A 21873-nucleotide genomic window follows, 5' to 3' on the forward strand; every position below is an offset into this window, starting at 1 on the left:
GGGCACGGAAGAACGCACATCCTCAAGCTTTGCTGAGGCACCCAGCCTCACCCCCGCCCCAGCGCCTCCAGCACATCCCCGATCAGATCGTCGGCCGCTTCGATGCCGCAGGACAGGCGCACCAGATCGTCCGGGGTGGGGCTCAACGGGCCTTCGATGGGTTTGCGGTGTTCGATCAGGCTTTCCACCCCGCCAATCGACGTGGCCTGGATGAAGACATGGGTGCTGGCGCACAGGCGCGCAGCGGCTTGCGCGCCGCCTTTCAGGCGGATCGATAAAAGTCCGCCAAACCCGCCGGTCATCTGGCGTGCGGCGATGGCGTGTCCGGGATGGCCGGGCAGGCCGGGATAGAGCACGTGGGAGACGGCCGCATGGCCGGTCAGCGCCTGCGCCAGCTGCAGGGCATTAGCGCTCTGGCGGTCAAACCGCACGAACAGGGTGCGCAGGCCCCGGATCAGCAGCCAGGATTCAAACGCGCCGGGCACGGCGCCGGTGAGGCTGTGATGATCACACAGCGCCTGCCAGCGTTCGTCCTGCGCGCGGGTGACTACCGCGCCCGCCAGCACATCGCTGTGGCCGTTGAGATATTTGGTGGCTGAATGCATCACCAGATCGGCGCCCAGATCCAGCGCGCGCGTGGTGCAGGGCGGGGCGCAGGTGCCGTCGACGGCCAGTACCGCGCCGGCGCCATGGGCGATGTCAGCGGCGCGCGCGATATCCACCAGCGACCAGAGCGGGTTGGCCGGCGTCTCGATCCACACCAGCTCCGTCGTGCCCGGGCGCACGGCGTCGGCCAGCGCATCGGGATCGTCCGGATCGAACAGGGTAAGGGTGAGGGCGCCTTTGGCTTCCAGATGCTGGAGGAGCTTCTTCGCCCCGTAATACATCTTGGTCTGCGCCACCACATGGGCACCAGGTTTCAATGTGGCGAACACCGCCATGGCGGCCGCCAGCCCCGAGGCGAACAGGCGCGCGCCCGCGCCGCCTTCCAGCGCGGCGAGGATGTCCGCGGCATGGGCCTGGGTCGGGCCTTCCGGGCGCAGATAATCATGGGCGCCGATCAGGGCGTTGCCGGTGCCCCGCGCATAGGTGGTCGCGGTGTGGATGGGCGGGATCACCGCGCCGGTTTCGGCATCGATCCGGTGCAGCGCCTGCGCGGCGAGGGTTTCGGGGCGTTTAGCCATTGAGGATTTTCGCCGCCCTCGGCGCGAAATACGTCAGCACGCCGTCTGCGCCGGCCCGTTTGAACGCCAGCAGGCTTTCCAGCATCGCCCGCTCGCCATCGATCCAGCCATTGGCGGCGGCGGCCTGGATCATGGCGTACTCACCAGAGACCTGGAACACATAGGTGGGCAGGGCGAAGGCGCTCTTCACCCGCGCCACGATGTCGAGATAGGGCATGCCCGGCTTGACCATCACCATGTCGGCGCCCTCGGCGATGTCGAGCTCCACCTCGCGCAGGGCCTCGTCGGTATTGGCCGGGTCCATCTGATAGGTCTTCTTGTCGCCTTTCAGCGCCACCGAGCTGCCGATGGCGTCGCGATAGGGGCCGTAGAAGGCCGAGGCGTATTTGGCCGCGTAGGACAGGATCATCACATGCTGGAAGCCTTCGGCGTCCAGCGCTGCACGGATGGCGCCCACGCGCCCGTCCATCATGTCGGACGGGGCGATCACGTCGCAGCCGGCCCGCGCCTGGGTCAGGGCCTGCGCGCACAGGCGCTCCACCGTGGCGTCGTTCACGATCACCCCGTTCTCAAGCAGCCCGTCATGGCCGTGATCGGTGAAGGGATCGAGCGCCACATCGCAGATGATACCCACCTCGGGCGCGGCGTCCTTCATCGCCTTGATCGCGTGAGCCACCAGACCGTCGGGATTGTCTGCCTCGCTGCCGTGCGCATTCTTTCTGGCGGCGTCCACATTGGGAAACACGGCGATGGCCGGAATGCCCAGGGCGCGCGCCTCCACAGCGGCTTTGGCCGCATCGGCCACGGTGAGCCGCGTGACACCGGGCATGGAGGCCACCGGTTCGCTGTGCGCCTTGTCGGTGACCACCAGCGTCCAGATCAGATCGTCCGGGGTCAGATTGTTCTCGCGCATCAGCCGGCGCGACCAGTCATGCTGGCGCATGCGGCGCAGACGGGTGGTGGGAAACTGGGCCATGTCGGTGTATCTCGCGTTGCGAAGCTTTGGTTGGCGCAGAACACCCGGCGGCGCGCCCCTTGTCTAGGAGGTTTTCCCATGCGGTTCGAACTCACAGAAGATCAGGCGATGATCCAGGACGCCGCGCGCAAGTTCGCCGACGACCGGCTCAAACCCCATGCCGCCAGCTGGGACGAGGAAAAGCATTTCCCTGTCGATGTGCTCAAAGAAAGCGCCGCCATGGGGTTTGCCGGCATCTACACGCGCGAGGATGTGGGCGGATCGGGCCTGAGCCGGGTGGATGCGGCGCTGATCTTCGAACAGCTCTCGCGCGGGTGCGTGTCCACGGCCGCCTTCATCTCCATCCACAACATGGTCAGCTGGATGATCGACAGCTGGGGCGATGAGGACCAGCGCCAGCGCTGGCTGCCGAAACTGACCGCCATGGACATGATTGGCTCCTACTGCCTGACCGAGCCGGGCTCCGGCTCTGACGCGGCCAGCCTGCGCACCAAGGCGGTGCGTGATGGCGATGATTATGTGCTCAACGGCGCGAAAGCCTTCATCTCCGGCGCCGGGGCCAGCGACCTCTACATCGTCATGTGCCGCACGGGCGGGGACGGTCCCAAAGGCGTGTCGGCCATCGTGGTGGAGAAGGACACGCCGGGGCTGTCGTTTGGTGCCAATGAAAAGAAGATGGGCTGGAACTCCCAGCCCACTGCGGTCGTCAGCTTTGAAGACTGCCGCGTGCCTGTGGCCAACCGTCTGGGCGAGGAGGGGCAGGGCTTCCTGTTCGCCATGAACGGGCTCAATGGCGGGCGCATCAATATCGGCGCGTGCTCGCTGGGCGGGGCGGCGGAAGCCACGGACCTTGCCATCGCCTATGCGAAGGAACGCAGCCAGTTCGGCAAGGCGCTGGCCGAGTTCCAGGCCACCCAGTTCAAGCTCGCCGACATGGCCACCGAGCTGGAAGCGAGCCGGCTCATGCTGCTGCGCGCCGCCGACGCGCTGGACCGCAAGGACCCGGCGGCACCCCAATACTGCGCCATGGCCAAGCGCTTCGCCACCGATCTGGGCTTCCGCATCGCCAATGAGGCGCTGCAGATTCATGGCGGGTACGGCTATCTCAAGGACTATCCGCTGGAACGCATCGTGCGCGATCTGCGCGTTCACCAGATTCTGGAAGGCACCAACGAGATCATGCGCGTGATCATCGCCAAGGATTTGCTGAAATAGCGTCAGGCGGCGCGGCTCGCCGAGCGGGGCAGGCTGATGCGCCAGGGCAGGTCAGCGCGCGTCGATCCAGGGATTGAGCACGGTCAGGCCTGCAGCCTTGAACGCACTGGCGTCACGTGACGCCACGGCGAACCCGTGGGCGCCTGCGATCGCCGCAATATGGCCATCAGGTGTGGGGAAGCCCTGTCCGGCCGCGCGCGCCCGGATGGCGAGGTGGGCATAGTGCTGTGCCGCCGGCGTGTCGAACGGCAAAATGCGGCCGGCGAACTCGTCCAAGAGCGTATCGACGCGGGTCGCCAGAAGGGCCTTTCGTCTGCCGTCCGGCAGGACGCTAACACCGAACAGAAGTTCCGCCACTGTGACACTGGAAAGGAACAACGCTGCGCCGGCGTGCGCGTCCATCCACGCACAAACCAATGGGTGAGGTTCGGGCTTGATTGCCTCGGAAACGACATTGGTGTCGAGGACGATCATCGGATGCGTCTGTCAGTCAAACTTCATTGGCTCGGCCGGGCGCCTGTCGCGGACCTGCTCCAGCGCCTCGATATCAGCATTTGTCAGGCCCAATCTCCGGCTTGTCTCCGCCAATGCCGTGCCTAGCCCCACTCGTCCCTCGGGCAGCGCGGCGGCTTCAAGGATGGCGCGTATTTCCGCTTCCGTACTCCGATTGTTTTGCGCGGCGCGAATTTTCAGTGCGCGATGCACATCCTCGGGAAGATTGCGAATGGTGACAGCCGCCATGATGAGGCCCTCCAGAGCCTGTTAGCAATGCTATCAATATGATATCAATGATAGCACATATCAAGCCGGCGCCGGTAGTTGGGGGATCGAAAGCGGATGTTGGGCTCCTGCTTGTGCCGCCTGCTCGACGAGCTGCAGGAGACCGGCAAGCCGCGGGTGATCACCCGCCACGGCAAGCCGGTGGCGACGATCTATGGAACGCAGGCCCCCGGTGCCGCTCGCGGCGTGTCCGATGGCGACCGTCGGGCCCCGTTCGGGAATGAACCCGTGCCTCAGGCCGATCCCTACGCCGAGGCCAAAGCGATGCTCAAAGCGGATCCGGACTGGCGCAAATTATCAGGTCCGGAGCTGGTTGCTGCGATAAAGGCCCTACAGGCGGACATGAGACCCGACCCTGTGCTGGACGCCATGAGCTGGGAAGAACGTAAGGAGCTGATACGCTCGTGACCGGGAGTTCAGAGCTGGTCGTCCTTGATGCGTCGGCCGCTGCGTCGTTCATTCTGCCGTCTCAACGTACACCAGCCGCCCAGACATTCCTGGATCGAGCTTCAAAAAGCTGATTTTGTCTCGCCCGACATATTTCTCTGGGAAACCCTGAACCTGATTTTGCGCCATGCCCGCTTCTATAGGCTCAACGTAGAACCAATGGTCTCCGCCCTTGATCTATTGAAGGTGGAATCCCGGCCCGGCCTCAGCCGCAAGGAAATGTTGGAGCTGATGGACCTGGGCCTGACTGAAAACCTCTCCCTCTTCGACGCCGCCTATCTCGCCCGTGCGCTGGACCTTGACGCCCCGCTGGCGACGCGCGATGCGGGGTGGTTGCGCACTTCCGCCCTGGCGGGGGCGCCGTATCTTGACCTGCGCTGAACAGGACTGACCCATGACCGATGATCTGATTATCCGCCGCGCCGGCGATGTCGGCCGGATCACGCTGAACCGCCCCGGCGCGCTCAATGCGCTCAATCAGGCCATGGTGGACGGCATGACCGCCGCCCTGCTGGACTGGCGCGAGGATGCGGAAGTGAAGGCTGTGGTGGTGGACGGCGCGGGCGAAAAAGGGTTCTGCGCCGGCGGCGATATCCGCATGCTGGCCGAAAGCGGCAAGGCCGGCGACGGGCGCGCCTGGCGCTTCTGGCGCGACGAATACCGGCTCAACACGCTGATCGCCGAGTATCCCAAGCCCTATATCGCCCTCATCGACGGCATCACCATGGGCGGCGGGGTCGGGGTGTCGGTGCATGGCGATTTCCGTGTGGCGGGCGACCGGACGATGTTCGCCATGCCCGAAACCGGCATCGGCTTTCATCCCGATGTGGGCGGTGCCTATTTCCTGCCGCGCCTGGCCGGCGAGATCGGGACGTGGATGGGGCTGACCGGCGCGCGCCTGAAAGCCGCTGACTGCATCCTGACCGGCGTGGCGACCCATTATGTGCCGAGCGATCAGCGCCAGGCGCTGATCGACGCGCTGGAAGGTACGGCGCTCGATCATGACGGCGAAGCGGTCGAGGCGCTGCTGGACCGGTACGCCGCAGATCCCGGCGCCTCTGACCTGTCGCTGACGCGCGCCCTGATCGACAGCGCGTTTGCCGGCGATGAAGTCGAGGCCATGGCCGGGCGGCTGGAATCGGCCGGCGATCCCTGGTCGCTGCGCCAGCTTGAAGTGCTCCGGTCCAAATCGCCCACCGCCTGTGCGGTGACGCTGGCGGCCCTGCGCCGGGGCGCGGATTTGAGTTTCCGCGAGGTGATGACCCAGGATCTGCGGGTCTCCATGCGCTGCCTGGATGACGGGTCTGACTTCTATGAAGGCGTGCGCGCGGTGATCCTGGACAAGGACAACGCCCCGCGCTGGGCATCAGCCGCGGGCGATGTATCGGGCTGGTTCGCGCCGCTGCCCGGTGATGAAGAGATGAGCTTTCTGGACGGCTGAGGCGCTCCGGTCGGCCAAGCCAGCGCCCGCCCGCCTTGATCACGCCTGCCAAACCGGCAACACTCGCGTTAACGCTATGCCGGGGAGGGCGACATGGAGATTCTTCAACAGGTGCTGGATTTTTTCCGCGCCGGATTTGATCAGGTCAATGCGGTGCAGGGGCTGATCATTGCGCTGATCGCGGCCGTGCTTCTGCCCAGCCTGGCGCGCCTGCCCGTGTTCGTGGTGGGTGCCGCGCTTGTGCATGTTCTGGTGGACACGCTGCTGCCGGTCCTGTCGGGCGGGGCGGCGATCGCCTTGCCGCAAGTGCTCGAACTGAGCTTCTGGCGCTATGTGGCCACCTTGCTGGCGGGCTATCTGGTTGTCATCCTCATCCTGGGCCTGCTGAAGCGGTTGCTGCTGCGCCGTTAACCGTGCGCCTTGCGGCAATCGTGCCACGATAGAGACGCGGCGCGCGTGCGCATCCGCTGAATTGGTTTATTTTTCCTTGCTTTCTGTTAAGGTTTTGGCAGTCTCCCCGCCATGCTTGGCCTGAGGGAGGCCGTTAAGCGAGGGGAACGCAATGGAATTCGTTGATATGATCTGGGGCTATATCGCTCCTGTCTGGAACTGGCTTGTGGCCGGGCTCGCCGTGCACGGCCCGCTGACGGCCGGTGGCGAGATCAACTGGACCTTTCTGGGCCTGCAAATGGGTGTCATCGCGCTGGTGATGGCGCTGCTGATGCAGCAATACGGGGCGATCCTGATCTTCACCGTGCTCGGTGTGATCGTGCACGTGGTGGTGGATGTGGCGCTGCCGATGGTGCGCGCCGGGGCTGAGTTCGCGATGCCGCCGGTGACCGAGATGACCTATCTGCAGTACGCCGCTTTCCTGGCGCTGGGATATTTCGTCGCCATTACCGTGTTGTCGATCATCAAGTCGGTGCTGCTGCCGCGCCGCTAGGGGGCCGCAATCTGACCGCCTGTCATTGCCGCCGGGTGCCGCGTCACTGCGCGCCCGGCGGCTTTGTGCGTCTTGGCGTCACGCCTTGAGCGCGCTAAGCCTGCACCACGCAGACAGGAGAGCGCGCCATGGCCCAGGAAGACGACGTCCGGCTTGATGTAACCCGCGCCGGGGTGGCGGTCATCACGCTGAACCGGCCCGCCAAGCACAATGCGTTCAACGCCGATGTGATCGCACGCCTGTCCGACATCTTTGAAACGCTGCGCACCAACGCCCAGGTACGCATCGTCTTTCTGCGCGGGGCGGGCGGCAGTTTCTCCGCCGGCGCGGATCTCGAATGGATGAAGGCCGCTGCCGACTGGACCCATGCGGACAACGAGGAGGATGCGCTGGGCCTGGCCCGCATGCTGCACCGGCTCTACGACCTGCCCCAGATCACCGTGGCGCTGGTCCATGGCGCGGCCATGGGCGGGGGTGCCGGGCTGATGGCGGCCTGCGATATTGCTGTGGCGGTCAAGGACGCGAAAATCCGCTTCTCCGAAGTGCGCCTGGGCCTGACCCCGGCTACCATCTCGCCCTTCGTGGTGCGCGCCATCGGCCCGCGCCAGGCCCGTGCGCTGTTCGTCACCGGCGAGGGCTTTGACGGCGAATTCGCCCACCAGATCGGCCTGGCCCAGTATGTCGTCGACAGCGCCGAGGAGCTGGACGACATGATGGAGCATATCGCGAAACTGGCGTTCGACGCCGCGCCGGGCGCCGTGCGCGACGCCAAGGCGCTGGTGGATATGGTCACGGGCGAAGACATCGACGACGGGCTGATGCGCAAGACCGCCCACAAAATCGCCGACCGCCGCGTCAGCGATGAAGGCCGCGAGGGGCTCGCCGCGTTTCTGGAGAAGCGCAAGCCCTGGTGGCTGGAAGGCTGAGCCGGCGCTGGCACCCGCTCGCCGGATCGCCCGGCCCCTGACAGACAGCCGCCCCCGTAACGGAAATGGCCATGATCAAGACGCTGCTTATCGCGAACCGGGGCGAGATCGCCTGCCGCATCATGCGCACCGCGCACCGCATGGGGATCGCCACGGTGGCGGTGTTTTCCGACGCCGATGCCCGCGCGCCCCATGTGCGCATGGCCGGGCAGGCGGTGCGCCTGGGTCCGGCACCGGCGCGCGAGAGCTATCTCAAAGCCGATCTGATCCTGGAAGCGGCGAGGCAAACCGGCGCTGACGCCATTCATCCGGGCTATGGATTCCTGTCGGAGAACGCCGAGTTCGCCCGCGCCTGCCAGAAAGCCGGGATCATCTTTGTCGGTCCCGATCCTGAAGCCATTGACGCCATGGGCCTCAAAGACCGCGCCAAGGTGTTGATGGAAAAGGCCGGGGTGCCGGTGACGCCGGGCTATCACGGCCAGAACCAGGACCCGGGCTTTCTTGAGCAGCAGGCGGGCAAGATCGGCTATCCGGTGCTGATCAAGGCGGTGGCCGGCGGCGGTGGCAAGGGCATGCGCAAGGTGGAGGCGGCCGGCGAATTCGCCGCTGCGCTCGCCAGCTGTCAGCGCGAAGCCGCGTCGAGCTTCGGCGATGACCATGTGCTGATCGAGAAATTCATCTCCAGCCCGCGCCATATCGAGGTGCAGGTGTTCGGCGACCGGCGCGGGCGCGTGGTGCATTTCTTCGAGCGCGACTGCTCGCTGCAGCGCCGCCACCAGAAAGTGATCGAGGAAGCCCCGGCGCCGGGCATGACCCCCAATGTGCGCGCGGCCATGTGCTCGGCCGCCGTGCGCGCGGCCGAGGCCGTGAACTATGTCGGCGCGGGGACCGTCGAGTTCATTGTGGACGGGTCCGGGCCACTACGCGAAGACGGCTTCTATTTCATGGAGATGAATACGCGGTTGCAGGTGGAGCACCCGGTCACCGAGGCGGTGACGGGCTATGATCTGGTCGAGCTGCAGCTGCGTGTGGCGGCGGGCGGACCGGTGCCGGAACAGGACCGCATCGCCATCAAAGGCTGGGCCCTGGAGGCGCGCCTCTATGCCGAGGACCCGGGCACCGGCTTCCTGCCCTCCATCGGCCCGCTGGACCGGCTGGTATTGCCCGGCAAGCCCGAAGGCGTGCGCGCCGATAGCGGCGTGGAGCAGGGCGGTGAGGTGTCGCTGCACTATGATCCCATGATCGCCAAGCTGATCACCCATGGCCCCACCCGCGAGGATGCCATCGACACGCTGGTGGCGGGCCTGGATGCGCGCACGCTGGTCTGGCCGGTGCGCACCAATGCCGGCTTCCTGCGCCGGGCGCTGACCCATCCCGATTTCCGTGCTGGTGTTGTCGACACCCGCTTCATCGACCAGCGCCTGGACGTGCTGGCACCCAAAGCGCCGCCGGCCCTGAGCTGGATCGCCGGGGCCCTGGCGATGGCCGGCGGCGGGCCGCTGGCCGCCCCTGCGCGCGATCCCTGGGACATGCGCGACGGCTTCCGCGTCAATGGCGACCCGGTGTTTGAAGTGGGCCTTGATCATGCCGGCGCGCGCGTGGGTGTGCGCCTGACATTGAATGACGGCGCGCTGGAGGCGCAGGCGGGCGATCAGACGTTGGTGCTCGTCGAACCGCGCTTTGAGCCGGGGCTCTTTACCGCGCGCCTCAACGACCAGCCGGTCAGTGCGCGCTTCGAGATCTGGCCCTCGCGCGGTGCGCTGGTGGCCGCCCAGGGCGAAACCCACCTGATCACCGAATATAACCCCGCCGCCCAGGCCGACGCGCTGGAGGGCGGCGCCGCCATTCTCGCCCCCATGCCCGGCAAGGTCCTCTCCGTCGCCGTCAAGCCCGGCGACACGGTGAAAAAGGGCCAGACCCTGGTCGTCCTCGAAGCCATGAAAATGGAACACGCCCTGACCGCGCCGCGCGACGGCGTGGTGGAGGCCGTCAATGCTGCAGCTGGCGCACAGGTGAGCGACGGTGCAGCGCTGGTGGTGCTGAGCGAGGCGGAGGCCTAACCCCTTCCCAACGCCCCCCGCACATACGGAAGCGCCGTCCAGGCGGTGAGGATGGCGATGAACCAGACCCCGCCCACCCAGTAGAAGAACCATACCTCCACCGGCAGGCGAAGCGGCGTGGCGAGGTCCAGGGTCACCAGCACGAACGGCGCGGCGGTCATGATCATGGCCAGCGCCGTCTTGGTGCGCGCCTCGCCGGTGACGTTGAGGGTGGCGGGCGCCGGGCGGGTGAAGCGCAGGGCGGTGACCAGCACATCGCGGCCTACAATCACCGCCACCGGCGCGGCCAGCCAGATCATCCAGCCGCTGATGGCGGCAAAGGCGATGAGATACGCGCCCACCAGCACCTTGTCGGCGATGGGGTCGAGCAGGGCGCCCAGCGCGCTGCGCGCATCCAGCACCCGCGCCAGCCAGCCGTCGAGCCAGTCGGTGAGGGCGGCGAGCACGAAAATCACCGCTGACGCCCCGCCCCAGACCAGTGCGGCGCGCTCCACCTCCTGACCGGCGCTGACAATCAGGCACCAGGCCCCGATCATCCCCGCGGCCATGCGCGCCAGCGTGATCACATTGGGCAGATGGCACAGGGCGCTATTCGTGGAAATGGTCATAGATCGTCCTCGCCAGCGTTTTCGACACGCCCTCCACGGCTTCCAGATCGGCCAGATTGGCGCGGGTGATCGCGCGCGCGGAGCCGAAATGTTTCAACAGAGCACTTTTGCGCGTGGCACCAATGCCGGGAATGTCGTCCAGCGGGTTTTCGCGGATCTGGCGCTGGCGCCGGGCGCGGTGGCCGGTGATCGCGAAGCGGTGCGCCTCGTCGCGCAGGCGCTGGATGTAGTACAGCACCGGATCATTGGGCGGCAGGCGCACGGGCGGCTTGCCGGGCAGGTAGAACACCTCGCGCCCCGCATCGCGGTCCGGCCCCTTGGCGATGGCGGCCAGGGGAATGTCCAGCAGTTCCAGCTCCTCCATCACGCCCTGCACAGCCGACAGCTGTCCCTTGCCGCCATCGATCAGCACCAGATCGGGGGTTGGCGCGCCGTCATCGCGCTCGCGCTTCAGGCGGGCAAAGCGCCGGCGCAGCATGGCGCGCATCATGGCGTAATCATCGTCGGTGGCGGCATCATCGCCCTTCATGTTGAAGCGGCGATAGCCGGTTTTCTCAAACCCCTCCGGCCCGGCCACGATCATGGCGCCCAGGGCGTTCGTGCCCTGGATGTGGGAATTGTCATAGACCTCGATGCGCACGGGCGGCGCGCCAAGCCCGAAGACCCGCGCCACGCCTTTGAGAAGATGGGCCTGGGACGCGCTTTCGGCCATCTGGCGGGCCAGCGCCTCGCGCGCATTGCGCACCGCCTGCTCCATCAGCTGTTTCTTGTCGCCGCGCTGGGGCGCGCGGATCTCCACGCCATGCCCGGCGCGCAGGGCCAGAGCCTCGCTGAGGAGTTCGGCTTCCTCCGGGGCATGGCTGACCAGCAGGAGGCGCGGGGCGGGCTTGTCGTCATAGAATTGCGCCAGGAACGCCGCCAGCACAGCACCCTCGGGCGCGTCGGCCTCGTGGCGCGGATAGAAGGCGCGATTGCCCCAGTTCTGGCCGGCCCGGAAGAAGAAGACCTGCACGCAGGACCGCCCGCCTTCGCTGTGCACGGCCACCACGTCGGCCTCTTCCAGGCCTTCAGGATTGATGTCCTGATGGGTCGTTACCGCCGCGATGGCGCGGATGCGGTCGCGCAGCTTGGCGGCGTGCTCGAAATCCATCGCCTCGGACGCCGCGGTCATCTGGGCCTGCAGCGCCTCGCGCAGCTCGTTGGAGCGCCCGCGCAGGAAGCTCGTCGCATCGGCCACCAGCTCGGCGTATTCCTCGGCGTCCACATAATCCACGCACGGCGCTGCGCAGCGCTTGATCTGGTACAGCATGCAGGGCCGTGTGCGGCTCTCATACACGCTGTCTGAACAGGTGCGCAGCAGGAAAGCCTTCTGCAGCGTGTTGAGTGTGTTGTTCACCGCGCCGGCGCTGGCGAAGGGGCCGAAATACGCGCCCTTGGCCTTGCGCGCGCCGCGATGCTTGGTCAGTTGGGGCGCGGCGTGATCGCTGCGGATCAGGATGTAGGGAAAGGACTTGTCGTCGCGCAGGATGATATTGAAGCGCGGTTTGAGCCGCTTGATCAGGTTGGCTTCCAGCAAGAGCGCCTCGGTCTCGGTGCTGGTGACCACAAACTCCATGGTGCGCGTCAGCGCGATCATCAGGGCGATGCGATTGGTGTGGCCGCCGGTCTTGGCATAGTTCGCCACCCGGTTTTTCAGCCTTTTCGCCTTGCCCACATAAAGCACCTCGCCATCCGCGCCATACATGCGGTAGACGCCCGGCTTCATCGGCAATTGCTTGACATAATCGGCGATGATCTGCGGCCCGGAGCGCGCCTCGTCCGGCGCACCGGCGGGGGCGGCGTCGTCAGCCGCATCCAGAGGCGGCGCATCAGGGCGGGCGGCTTTGACCATAAGAGGCAAGATAGGCCGCGCCGCGCGCCGCGTCAGCGGGGAGGGGCAGGTGGGTTACCGGGAGAAGTCGGACTGGGCGTGGACGACAGCGATGATGCGAAGTGATTGCGGGCGTGCCTAGGACCTGTTGACGAAGTGGATTCCCAACCCGCCCGAAGCGTGATTCAAGACTGGCTTTTGGGAGGTGGTCTTGGTTCGCGGTTTGATGACGGACGAGGAGTGGGCGTTCTTTGCGCCTTTCGTGGTGGCGACCGGAGGCAAGCGGGGCCGCCCGCCTTCTGATCATCGCCGCGTGCTGGACGGCGTGTTCTGGATCGCGCGCACCGGCGCGCCCTGGCGTGATCTTCACGACTATTTCGGTCCGTGGACGCGGGTCTACCGCCAGTTCCGCCGCTGGACGCTGTCAGGCGTGTGGGAGGTGATGTTGGAAGCGCTGGGCGAGAGCGGGGCCGTACCCGACAGTCTTCAAATGGTCGATTCCACTATCGTTCGCGCGCACCATCAGGCTGCGGGCGCTAAAGGGGGACTCAAAAACAGGGTTTTGGGCGCTCAAAAGGTGGCTTCACGACCAAAATACACCTTCGCACCAACGCTGAAGGGCTGCCCATAGCCGCTGAGATCACCGGCGGTGAAGTCTCCGACTACAAAGGTTATGAGGCGGTGATGGCCGCGCATGGCCCAGTCCCGCGCGTCCTGCTGGCCGACAAAGGCTATGACAGCGACAATATCCGAACATCGCTGGAAGCCGCCGGCGCCGTGCCGATGATCCCGGCGCGCCGAAACCGCAAGAACCCCGTCCAGATCGACGACTTCGTCTATGGGCTGAGAAACCGCATCGAGCGGTGCTTCAACAAGCTGCGCTGCTCACGCCGCCTCGCCACACGCTACGACAAGACCGCCGACAGCTATCTCGGCTTCATCCATCTCGCTTCAATCCGCCTGTGGTTCCGGTACTTTGTCAACAGCACCTAGAATATCAAAACATGCGATGCGCGCCGCGCTGCGTATACGGTTTCACCTCTTCGCCGTAGCTTCCTCCAAGCGTAGCGGGTGTTTGGCAGCCGCCGGGCGAAAGTAACCAAGTCCAGCATATAGGTCCGCGCCTGCTCCGGACCGCATTTATCGATAGTGCAAGCATGGATCGCGTCCAGATCAGCCAGCGCCCTGACGCTGAAACGGACAGTGTCAGGACTGCGCGTCACAACGCGCCTGGGCTTCCGCCAGGCTCAGCGTCACGTCCGTGTCGACAGCGTCCGACAGGCGGTCATCCAGCAAATCGTCCAGCGTGATGCGCGCGGCGTCCAGCGCATCCTTGCGCCGCTCAATCAGGTCCAGCGCATACGCCACCGCCTCGTCAGCGCTGGCGAAACGGCCCGAGCGTACGAGGGCGTCCAGGCGGACGGCAGTTTCGGGCGAGAGCGCGTTCATTCAGGCAAGTCTACCGCAAGAGCGGCCCGCGAGCCAGATGATGGCGAGACAGATCCCCTACCGCCAGCGCTCCAGGCTGACCCCCACACTGTCCGCATCGGCCAGCGCGGTCAGCTTGTCGATGCTGAGCGCCAGGCGCGTGATGCGCGGATCGGTGAACAGCGTGTCGGCGATGGTCTGGGCGAGGTCTTCGAGCAGGTCATGGTGGCGGGCCAGCACGATCTGGCGCACGGTTTCGGCCAGGGACGCATAATTGACCGTGTCGGCGAGCCGCCCGTCGGGATGGCAGGCGCTGGCGTCCACGTCGGCGGTCAGGTCGATGCGCACCGGCTGCCGGCGGCCGCGCTCGCTGTCATAGACGCCCACCTCCGCCTCCAGGCGCAGGCCGCGCACATGCACGCTGACGCGCTCGCCCGCGTGGGCGGGGCGGGGCGAGGGGGCGTCGCCGGGACGGACGGGTTCAAGTTTCATGGGCGCGGCGCCTCTTTTTTGTGCGGCGATCAGGCTATATGCCCCGTGCGGGCGCGTGTGAACACGGACTGGCGCCCTTTTGAGCAGACCGGAGCCGTCCATGACCCCGACACACCCCGCCGGCAAAGGCGCAGCCCTGGTGACCGGCGCGTCCAAGCGTATCGGGCGCGCGCTGGCAGACGCTCTGGTAGAAGACGGCTATGCGCTGGCAGTGCATTACAATGCCTCGCGCGCGGAGGCCGACGCCTTTGTCGCCGCGATTGAGGCAAAGGGCGGCCGCGCCACGGCGCTGGGCGCGGACCTGGCGGACCCGGACGCGGCCGCCGGCCTGATTGATGCGGCGCGCGCCGCGCTGGGGCCGGTCAGCGTGCTGGTCAATTCGGCCTCCGTGTTCGAGGATGATGCCGTGGGGACGATCACCGCCGCCAGCTTCCGCCGCCATATGGACGCCAACACGCTGGCGCCGGCACTGCTCAGCCAGGCGTTTGCGGCGCAGGCGCCGGACCGGCCCGGTGGTGCGATGATCTTCAACCTGCTTGACTACAAGCTGTTCAATATGAACGCGGATTTCTTCTCCTACACCCTGTCCAAAGCCGCGCTGATGACCATGACCCAGATGCTGGCGCGCGCGCTGGCGCCCAAGGTGCGCGTCAACGCCGCCGCGCCGGGCCTGACCCTGCCCAGCCCCTATCATTCCAAGGAAGAATTTGAGCGCCTGCATCACGACACCCCGCTGGAATGCGGGCCGGAGCCGGCTGATCTGGTGCGCACGCTGCGCTATTTCCTGGAGACGCCGTCAGTCTCGGGCCAGATCGTCTGTGTGGATGGCGGCCAGCATTTCGATCCGCGCCTGACGCGCGACGTGTTCGGGGCGCTGGGCGGGGCCGGGTAGGGGCGAGCGTCTAACGCCCGCCGCGCGGCCCCTCGGTCAGCACCACGATTTCGCTGGGATGGGCGAAGCGCAGTACGGCGCGGGCGCGTTCTTCCAGATAATCCACATCCACCGCGCCGGTACGCTCGTCGAGCCGGGCGACCCGGTCCTCCATGCGCTCGCGCTGGGCGCGCGTCTCTGCCAGTTCTGCCTCCACCGCCGCAATCTGGATCTGGATTCGCGCATGATTGAGCGTGCCCTGCTCCCCGTGCAGGGCGTGATAGCCGAAATAGGCGATCAGCATCGCCAATACGGCTGTCAGGCTGAACCGCTTTAGCGTGTTCACGGCCGTCTCCATCCACCGTCCGCCTTTTGCGGATCGTTACGGCGGGGAGACTAGCCCGGGCAGGGTAAAGGAAGCGTTAGGCGAATCAGATTCCAAGATGATTCGCTGCCTTTTAAGCCTGCTTTGCGGGCTGAAAAACAGGCGCCTGTTTTCAGATAAATGGCGTGGCTGCCAAAAATCGTCGGCGTTAAGCCGACGGCCCGTCGCCCAGCGCCGCCTCGGCGTGGAAGCGGAAGGCCTTGAGCGCATCCAGCACCGGCGTGTCGTAATTGCGCGGCGTCTCGGCCGCGCCGGTGATCCAGGCGTACACATCGGTGTCCGGCGCATCGAGCAGGCGCTCGAACGCGTCCAGCTCGCCCGGGGACATGGTGTCCAGCCGCGCCTGCGCAAACCGCCCCATGATCAGATCGGCTTCCTTGAACCCCCGCCGCCAGGCACGAAAGGTCAGCCGCTTCTTGCGGTCAATGGGATCAATGGGACGGTTCGGATCGGAGAAGGGATCATCGCTCATGGGTGGGGATTTAGGTTGGAACGACATCGTCGGGAAGGGGGTGCGGCCTACCGGGCTCAGCGAACCTGCCAAGGCCGATGACATCCGGCCGCGTTTTATTGCAACCGCTCCGCAATCCAGAGCTTGATGAGTGATTGCCGGGTCACGCCCAGATGGCGCGCCTGGCGGTCCAGCGCTTCCACCATCCATTCGGGCCATTCCACGCTGACGCGCCGCATTTCCTCATTCGCACGCCGCGCCTTGGACCAGTCCACGGCGGCGCTAACGTCTTGCCCGGCGTCAAATGCCGCATAGAATTCATTGGCTTTCATGGCGCGCCGCCTCCAGAGCGGATGCCCAATATACCAGCCGCCCGAACGCGCTTCAATTTCTGGTTCGGGTGCCACACCCCTTCCCCTCCCGCCCCGGCGCGGCTTAACTCGTGCCCATGCGCCCGCAATCCCTCTTCCCCCTATTCGCTGACATCACCACGCTGAAGGGCGTGGGGCCGAAGCTGGCGGAGTTGATGTCGCGGGCGGTGGGCGGGGCGCGGGTGAAGGATGTGTTGTTTACGCCGCCCACCGGCCTGGTGGACCGCACCCGGCGCCTGTTCATCTCTGACGCAGGCGATCTGGGCGGCGTCGTGACGCTGGAGGGGGAGGTGGAGGCGCATGTGCCGCGCCCCACCATGAAGCAGCCCTACAAGGTGCGCCTGCGCGACGAGACGGGTTTTTTGCATCTCGTCTTCTTCAACGCCCGGCCCGATTATCTGATGCGCGTGTTGCCGGTGGGCACGCGCCGGGTGGTGTCGGGCAAGGCTGAGCGCTTCGGGTCTGAAATCCAGATGGTGCATCCCGACCTGATCGCCGCGCCCGGCGAGATCGCGGAGGCTGACTTGCTGCAGCCGGTCTATCCGCTCACCGCCGGGCTGTCGGGCGCGGTGATGCGCAAGGCGGTGGCGGGCGCGCTGGAGGCGGTGCCGGAGCTGCCCGACTGGATCGACCCGGCGCTGGCGGCGCGCGAAGGCTGGCCCGGCTGGCGCGAGGCGCTGGCGGCGCTGCATGCGCCCGCGTCCGCCGAGGATCTGGAGCCCCACGCGCCCGCGCGCCGGCGCCTGGCCTTTGACGAGGTGTTCGCCCATCAGCTGGCCCTCAAGCTCGCCCGCCGCGAACGCCGCGCCCGCAAGGGCCGCGCGCTGGAGGGCGATGGCGCGAAGGTGAGGGCGGTGATCGACGCCGCGCCCTTCAGCCCCACGGGGGCTCAAGTGCGCGCGTTCGAGGCGGTGCGCGAGGATTTGCGTGCGCCCGCGCGCATGATGCGCCTGATCCACGGCGATGTGGGATCGGGCAAGACGTTCGTCGCCGCGCTCGCCGCCGCCCATGCGGCGGAAGCCGGCGTGCAGACCGCCCTGATGGCGCCCACCGAAATCGTCGCGCGCCAGCATGCCGGCGTGCTGGAGGCTTTGCTGGCGCCCGCCGGCATTCGCGTCGCCGTGCTGACCGGCCGCGACAAGGGCGCGCGCCGGGCGGAGATATTGGAGCAGATGGCCAGCGGCGAAGCGCAAGTCGTGTGCGGCACCCACGCCCTGTTCCAGGAGGCGGTGGAGTTTCACGATCTGGGCCTGGTGGTGATTGACGAGCAGCACCGCTTCGGCGTGTCGGACCGGCGCCGCCTCACTCTGAAAGGCGCCGCGCCCGACGTGCTGGCCATGAGCGCCACGCCCATTCCGCGCACGCTGACGCTGGCGGCGTTTGGCGATCTGGATGTCTCGCGTCTCGATGAAAAGCCCGCCGGGCGCATCCCGCCGGACACCCGCGTGGTCTCCGCCCAGCGCCTGAGCGATGTGGTGGACGGGCTCAAACGGGCGCTGGCCCAGGGTGACCGGGCCTACTGGGTGTGTCCGCTGGTGGAGGAGAGCGATATCTCCGACCTGGCCGCCGCCGAGGCGCGCCATCACATGCTGGGCGAGATGCTCCCCGGCCGCCGCGTGGGCCTGGTCCATGGCCGCATGCCCGCGCGCGACAAGCAGCAGGCGGCCGAGGATTTCCGTGCGGGGAAAATCGATGTGCTGGTGGCCACCACCGTGATCGAGGTGGGGGTGGACGCGCCCGACGCCACCATCATGGTGATCGAGCACGCCGAGCGCTTTGGCCTCGCGCAGCTTCACCAGCTGCGCGGCCGGGTAGGGCGCGGCGACAAGGCGTCCACCTGCCTCCTCCTCTATCACGGCCAGCCGGGCGAAACGGCGCGCGCGCGCCTGGACATCATGCGCCGGACCGATGACGGGTTCGAAATCGCCGAGGAAGACTGGCGCCTGCGCGGCTCGGGCGATCCGCTGGGCCTGCGCCAGTCAGGCCTGCCGGACTACCGCCTGGCCGATCTGGCCGCCCACGCCGACCTGATCGAGCTGGCCAGCGACGCCGCCCGCTACGAAACCGCCCGCGAGGACGTGTTCGCCGGCCCGCGCGGCGAGGCGCTGCGGACGTTGCTGTATCTGTTCGAACGCGATGAGGGTGTGAGGTTGATGCGGTCGGGGTGAGGGGGGCAAGAGACCAGTTCCATTGTTTTCCCGGAAGCCGCGAAGCGGCTATCCGGGATCCATCCGCCATGGTTTCCAACCGCCTGAGTGGTGGTGAATGATCGGTGGATGGGGGTCCCGGGTCTCGCTCCGCTCGCCAGGTAAAACAGATGGCGGACTGATCCGCGCCTTGTCCCGATGAGAGCGCCTCTCGTTACTTCGCAAGCGCAGCATTGTCTTGCGGGCTTTACGTCATGGCCCGGTGCCTGCTACACGCCAGATGACCTCAACAGGGAGCGCGCAGCAACTATTTCGCGTGTGAAATAAATGACCTCCAAATCCACCGCCCCGAAATCCACCGGCCCGAAATCGTCCGCCTCGAAGCCTGCCGCCGGCAGTGCCGCGAAGAAGCCGGCCAAGCTGCCGGTCACCCAGGACCAGCTTCTGGGCTGGTATCGCGACATGCTCTTGATCCGCCGGTTCGAGGAAAAGGCCGGCCAGCTCTACGGCATGGGCCTGATCGCCGGTTTCTGCCATCTCTATATCGGCCAGGAGGCCGTGGTGGTGGGCGTGCAGGGCGCGCTCTTGCCCGGCGACCAGGTGACCACCGGCTATCGCGATCACGGGCATATGCTGGCCGCGGGCATGACCGCCAACGGCGTGATGGCCGAGCTGACCGGCCGCGAGGGCGGGTATTCGCGCGGCAAGGGCGGGTCGATGCACATGTTCTCGCGCGAGAAGCAGTTCTTCGGCGGCCACGGCATTGTCGGCGCCCAGGTGCCCATCGGCGCAGGGCTCGCCTTCGCCAACAAATACAAGAAGAACGGCAAAGTCAGCGCGACGTATTTCGGCGACGGCGCTGCCAATCAGGGCCAGGTCTATGAGAGCTTCAACATGGCCAAGCTCTGGAATCTGCCCGCCCTGTTCATCATCGAGAACAACGGCTACGCCATGGGCACCAGCGTGAAGCGCGCGAGCTCGGAGACCGAGCTGTTCCGCCGCGGGGCCGGTTTCGGCATTCCCGGCGAGGCGGTGGACGGCATGGACGTGATCGCCGTCTATGAAGCGGCCAAGAAAGCCGCCGCCCACGCCCGCGAGGGCCATGGCCCGTATATTCTGGAAATGAAGACCTATCGCTATCGCGGCCACTCCATGTCCGACCCGGCCAAGTACCGCACCCGCGACGAGGTCAATGAATACCGCGACCACAAGGACCCGCTGGATCTGGCCCGCAAAAACCTCATCGAGGCCGGCTGGAGCGATGAGGATGCGCTCAAGGCCATGGACAAAGAGGTCAAGCAGATCGTCAACGAAAGCGCCGAATTTGCCAAGGACAGCCCCGAGCCGGACCCGAGCGAGCTGTATACCGACGTGCTGGTGGAGGTTTAGGCGATGCCCATTGACGCCAGCTTGCTGGTCATCGCCGTCCTGATCTTCATCATCATGGTGATGGTGCAGGGCGTATTTTCCAATCTGGAGCACAAGCCCAAGGATCTGCTGGGCGCGCGCGACGGCCTGACCGATTCCAGCGTGCTGACTGCGCGCGCCCGGCGCGCCAACCAGAACATGATCGAAGCCCTGCTCATGCACGCGCCGCTGGTGCTGGTCGTGCTGGCGCTGGACCGCGCCAACGACATGACGGCGCTGGGCGGCCTGATGTTTGTTGCCGGACGCGCGGTCTACGCGCCGCTTTACTGGCTCGGCGTGCCGGTGGTGCGCTCCTTTGCCTGGGTCATCGCGCTGGCGGGCACCGTGCTCGTCCTTTTCCAAATTCTTCCGTTTTCCGGAGCCTAGATCGTCATGCCCATCGAAGTGCTCATGCCCGCCCTGTCGCCCACCATGGAGGAGGGCACGCTGGCCAAATGGACCGTCAAGCCCGGCGACACGGTGAAATCGGGCGATGTCATCGCCGAGATCGAAACCGACAAGGCCACGATGGAGGTTGAAGCCGTCGAGGAAGGCGTGGTCGGCAAGCTGCTGGTCGAGGAAGGCGCTGAAGGCGTCAAGGTCAACGCCGTGATCGCGCTGCTGCTCGAAGAGGGCGAGGACGAGCGCGCGCTGGAGGGGGCCGGATCCGGCGGCAAGACGTCTGAGAAGGATAGCGGGTCGAAATCCGCCGCTTCGTCAGCGTCTGATGAGGCCGATGAGGAAGAAGAGCCGTCCGGGGCTGACTCTGCCTCGAAGACTGCCGACGGCGATAGCTCCAGATCCTCCGAAGGTGGCAAGCCCCAAAAGGTGCAACACGCCAAGCCGCAAGCCTCCGATCCCGAAATCCCTGAAGGCACCAAGATGGTGAAAATCGCCGTGCGTGACGCGCTGCGTGACGCCATGGCCGAGGAGATGCGCCGTGACGAGACGGTATTCGTCATGGGCGAGGAGGTGGCCGAGTATCAGGGTGCCTACAAGGTCACGCGCGAGCTGCTGCAGGAATTTGGGCCTGAGCGCGTGGTGGACACCCCCATTACCGAGCACGGGTTTGCGGGGCTTGGCGTGGGCGCTGCCTTTGGCGGACTGAAGCCCATCGTCGAGTTCATGACCTTCAACTTCGCCATGCAGGCCATCGACCATCTCATCAACTCGGCCGCCAAGACGCTCTACATGTCCGGCGGCCAGATGGGGTGCCCCATCGTGTTCCGCGGCCCCAACGGAGCCGCCAGCCGCGTGGGCGCCCAGCACAGCCAGGACTTCTCCAGCTGGTACGCCCATGTGCCGGGCCTGAAGGTCATCGCGCCCTATGACGCCGCCGATGCCAAAGGCCTCCTCAAGGCCGCGATCCGCGACCCCAATCCAGTGGTCTTCCTGGAACATGAGCTGATGTATGGCGAAAGCTTCGACATTCCCGACGTGGACGACTGGGTCCTGCCCATCGGCAAGGCCAAGGTGCGCCGGGAGGGCAGCGATGTGACCATCACGGCCCATTCGCGCATGGTCGGCTTTGCGCTCAAGGCCGCCGAGATTCTCGCCGAAGAGGGCATCGAGGCCGAGGTGATCGATCTGCGCACCCTGCGCCCGCTGGACACTGATACGGTGGTGGCCAGCGTGAAGAAGACCAATCGCCTGGTCTGCGCCGAGGAAGGCTGGGGCCGCATGGGCGTGGGCGCGGAGATTGCCGCGGTGGTGGTGGCCGAGGCCTTTGACTATCTCGACGCGCCGCCGCTGCGCGTGCACCAGAAAGATGTGCCGCTGCCCTATGCCGCTAATCTGGAAGCCCTCTCGCTGCCGGGTGTGGCGGATATCGTGAAGGCGGTGAAAGCCGTCTGCTACGCGGAGTAATCCCC

The 21873-nt window shown here is 66.3% G+C and carries 25 protein-coding genes; 14 read left to right on the plus strand and 11 right to left on the minus strand.

The window, feature by feature from the left end:
• Nucleotides 1–47: 47 nt before the first annotated feature.
• Together L2D00_02910 and hemB are read right to left on the minus strand one after the other, a co-directional pair.
• A complete protein-coding gene (locus tag L2D00_02910; GenBank protein ID WBQ13648.1) occupies nucleotides 48–1184 on the minus strand; it encodes a PLP-dependent transferase in 1137 nt (378 codons plus the stop codon).
• A complete protein-coding gene (gene hemB / locus L2D00_02915) occupies nucleotides 1177–2160 on the minus strand; it encodes a porphobilinogen synthase (GenBank protein ID WBQ13649.1) in 984 nt (327 codons plus the stop codon). The genes L2D00_02910 and hemB overlap by 8 nt, the downstream gene beginning before the upstream one ends.
• A 78-nt stretch (nucleotides 2161–2238) precedes the next feature.
• Here hemB and L2D00_02920 point away from each other — a divergent pair, with 78 nt between their 5' ends.
• Nucleotides 2239–3375 (plus strand): isobutyryl-CoA dehydrogenase, encoded by a 1137-nt coding sequence (locus L2D00_02920; protein WBQ13650.1) that lies wholly within the window; start codon nucleotides 2239–2241, stop codon nucleotides 3373–3375.
• A 51-nt stretch (nucleotides 3376–3426) separates the two neighbouring features.
• Here L2D00_02920 and L2D00_02925 read toward each other — a convergent pair whose 3' ends face one another.
• Entirely contained in the window at nucleotides 3427–3849 is a 423-nt protein-coding gene (locus L2D00_02925; protein WBQ13651.1) for a type II toxin-antitoxin system VapC family toxin, read from the minus strand.
• A gap of 12 nt (nucleotides 3850–3861) precedes the next feature.
• Entirely contained in the window at nucleotides 3862–4116 is a 255-nt protein-coding gene (locus L2D00_02930) for an Arc family DNA-binding protein (GenBank protein ID WBQ13652.1), read from the minus strand.
• A 96-nt stretch (nucleotides 4117–4212) separates the two neighbouring features.
• Here L2D00_02930 and L2D00_02935 point away from each other — a divergent pair, with 96 nt between their 5' ends.
• The 7 genes from L2D00_02935 (at nucleotide 4213) to L2D00_02965 (ending at nucleotide 9972) form a co-directional block, all read left to right on the plus strand.
• The gene (locus L2D00_02935; GenBank protein ID WBQ13653.1) at nucleotides 4213–4563 is read left to right on the plus strand and encodes a hypothetical protein; all 351 of its coding nucleotides are present in this window, start codon (nucleotides 4213–4215) and stop codon (nucleotides 4561–4563) included.
• Between the two features lie 27 nt (nucleotides 4564–4590).
• Nucleotides 4591–4983, plus strand: a complete 393-nt coding sequence (locus tag L2D00_02940; GenBank protein WBQ13654.1) for a type II toxin-antitoxin system VapC family toxin — start codon at nucleotides 4591–4593, stop codon at nucleotides 4981–4983.
• A 13-nt stretch (nucleotides 4984–4996) separates the two neighbouring features.
• The gene (locus L2D00_02945) at nucleotides 4997–6043 is read left to right on the plus strand and encodes an enoyl-CoA hydratase/isomerase family protein (GenBank protein ID WBQ13655.1); all 1047 of its coding nucleotides are present in this window, start codon (nucleotides 4997–4999) and stop codon (nucleotides 6041–6043) included.
• A gap of 93 nt (nucleotides 6044–6136) precedes the next feature.
• The gene (locus L2D00_02950) at nucleotides 6137–6454 is read left to right on the plus strand and encodes a hypothetical protein (protein WBQ13656.1); all 318 of its coding nucleotides are present in this window, start codon (nucleotides 6137–6139) and stop codon (nucleotides 6452–6454) included.
• 151 nt (nucleotides 6455–6605) lie between these two features.
• On the plus strand, nucleotides 6606–6986 hold the full coding sequence (locus L2D00_02955) for a hypothetical protein (GenBank protein ID WBQ13657.1): 381 nt from the start codon (nucleotides 6606–6608) through the stop codon (nucleotides 6984–6986).
• A 128-nt stretch (nucleotides 6987–7114) separates the two neighbouring features.
• Nucleotides 7115–7912 (plus strand): enoyl-CoA hydratase-related protein, encoded by a 798-nt coding sequence (locus tag L2D00_02960; protein ID WBQ13658.1) that lies wholly within the window; start codon nucleotides 7115–7117, stop codon nucleotides 7910–7912.
• A 71-nt stretch (nucleotides 7913–7983) separates the two neighbouring features.
• Nucleotides 7984–9972, plus strand: coding sequence for an acetyl/propionyl/methylcrotonyl-CoA carboxylase subunit alpha (locus L2D00_02965; GenBank protein ID WBQ13659.1), 1989 nt, complete (start codon nucleotides 7984–7986; stop codon nucleotides 9970–9972).
• Here the strand turns inward: L2D00_02965 and L2D00_02970 are convergent.
• Entirely contained in the window at nucleotides 9969–10580 is a 612-nt protein-coding gene (locus tag L2D00_02970) for a CDP-alcohol phosphatidyltransferase family protein (GenBank protein ID WBQ13660.1), read from the minus strand. The genes L2D00_02965 and L2D00_02970 overlap by 4 nt on opposite strands.
• Nucleotides 10561–12471: an excinuclease ABC subunit UvrC gene (uvrC, locus tag L2D00_02975; GenBank protein WBQ14483.1), complete on the minus strand. Its 1911-nt coding sequence runs from the start codon at nucleotides 12469–12471 to the stop codon at nucleotides 10561–10563. The genes L2D00_02970 and uvrC overlap by 20 nt, the downstream gene beginning before the upstream one ends.
• Before the next feature lie 184 nt (nucleotides 12472–12655).
• Here uvrC and L2D00_02980 point away from each other — a divergent pair.
• Nucleotides 12656–13443 (plus strand): IS5 family transposase gene (locus L2D00_02980; GenBank protein WBQ13661.1). Its coding sequence is split into 2 segments (ribosomal slippage): nucleotides 12656–12989 and nucleotides 12989–13443, totalling 789 coding nucleotides; the frame shifts between segments, so codons are not numbered across the junction.
• 213 nt (nucleotides 13444–13656) lie between these two features.
• On the opposite strand, the gene L2D00_02985 is transcribed toward L2D00_02980, so the two are convergent.
• The gene (locus tag L2D00_02985) at nucleotides 13657–13899 is read right to left on the minus strand and encodes a hypothetical protein (GenBank protein WBQ13662.1); all 243 of its coding nucleotides are present in this window, start codon (nucleotides 13897–13899) and stop codon (nucleotides 13657–13659) included.
• A 57-nt stretch (nucleotides 13900–13956) separates the two neighbouring features.
• A complete protein-coding gene (gene folB / locus L2D00_02990) occupies nucleotides 13957–14370 on the minus strand; it encodes a dihydroneopterin aldolase (protein ID WBQ13663.1) in 414 nt (137 codons plus the stop codon).
• 100 nt (nucleotides 14371–14470) lie between these two features.
• Between folB and L2D00_02995 the strand changes: the two genes are divergently transcribed.
• Complete coding sequence (locus tag L2D00_02995; GenBank protein ID WBQ13664.1) at nucleotides 14471–15262, plus strand: SDR family oxidoreductase; 792 nt, start codon at nucleotides 14471–14473, stop codon at nucleotides 15260–15262.
• Nucleotides 15263–15272: 10 nt separating this feature from the next.
• Here L2D00_02995 and L2D00_03000 read toward each other — a convergent pair whose 3' ends face one another.
• The 3 genes from L2D00_03000 to L2D00_03010 form a co-directional block, all read right to left on the minus strand.
• Entirely contained in the window at nucleotides 15273–15587 is a 315-nt protein-coding gene (locus L2D00_03000) for a septum formation initiator family protein (protein WBQ13665.1), read from the minus strand.
• A gap of 187 nt (nucleotides 15588–15774) precedes the next feature.
• Nucleotides 15775–16098, minus strand: coding sequence for a succinate dehydrogenase assembly factor 2 (locus L2D00_03005; protein WBQ13666.1), 324 nt, complete (start codon nucleotides 16096–16098; stop codon nucleotides 15775–15777).
• Between the two features lie 95 nt (nucleotides 16099–16193).
• Nucleotides 16194–16409: a BrnA antitoxin family protein gene (locus tag L2D00_03010; GenBank protein ID WBQ13667.1), complete on the minus strand. Its 216-nt coding sequence runs from the start codon at nucleotides 16407–16409 to the stop codon at nucleotides 16194–16196.
• A 116-nt stretch (nucleotides 16410–16525) separates the two neighbouring features.
• Between L2D00_03010 and recG the strand changes: the two genes are divergently transcribed.
• The 4 genes from recG to L2D00_03030 all read left to right on the plus strand — a co-directional run bounded on the left by recG (nucleotide 16526) and on the right by L2D00_03030 (nucleotide 21868).
• Nucleotides 16526–18616 (plus strand): ATP-dependent DNA helicase RecG, encoded by a 2091-nt coding sequence (gene recG, locus L2D00_03015; GenBank protein ID WBQ13668.1) that lies wholly within the window; start codon nucleotides 16526–16528, stop codon nucleotides 18614–18616.
• Nucleotides 18617–18922: 306 nt separating this feature from the next.
• On the plus strand, nucleotides 18923–19984 hold the full coding sequence (gene pdhA, locus L2D00_03020) for a pyruvate dehydrogenase (acetyl-transferring) E1 component subunit alpha (GenBank protein ID WBQ13669.1): 1062 nt from the start codon (nucleotides 18923–18925) through the stop codon (nucleotides 19982–19984).
• A 3-nt stretch (nucleotides 19985–19987) separates the two neighbouring features.
• Nucleotides 19988–20389, plus strand: coding sequence for an MAPEG family protein (locus tag L2D00_03025; protein ID WBQ13670.1), 402 nt, complete (start codon nucleotides 19988–19990; stop codon nucleotides 20387–20389).
• A gap of 6 nt (nucleotides 20390–20395) precedes the next feature.
• On the plus strand, nucleotides 20396–21868 hold the full coding sequence (locus L2D00_03030; GenBank protein WBQ13671.1) for a pyruvate dehydrogenase complex E1 component subunit beta: 1473 nt from the start codon (nucleotides 20396–20398) through the stop codon (nucleotides 21866–21868).
• The last annotated feature ends 5 nt before the right edge of the window (nucleotides 21869–21873 follow it).

It is taken from the genome of Hyphomonadaceae bacterium BL14 (assembly GCA_027627705.1).
In the GTDB taxonomy this organism is placed as follows: Bacteria; Pseudomonadota; Alphaproteobacteria; order Caulobacterales; family Maricaulaceae; genus Oceanicaulis.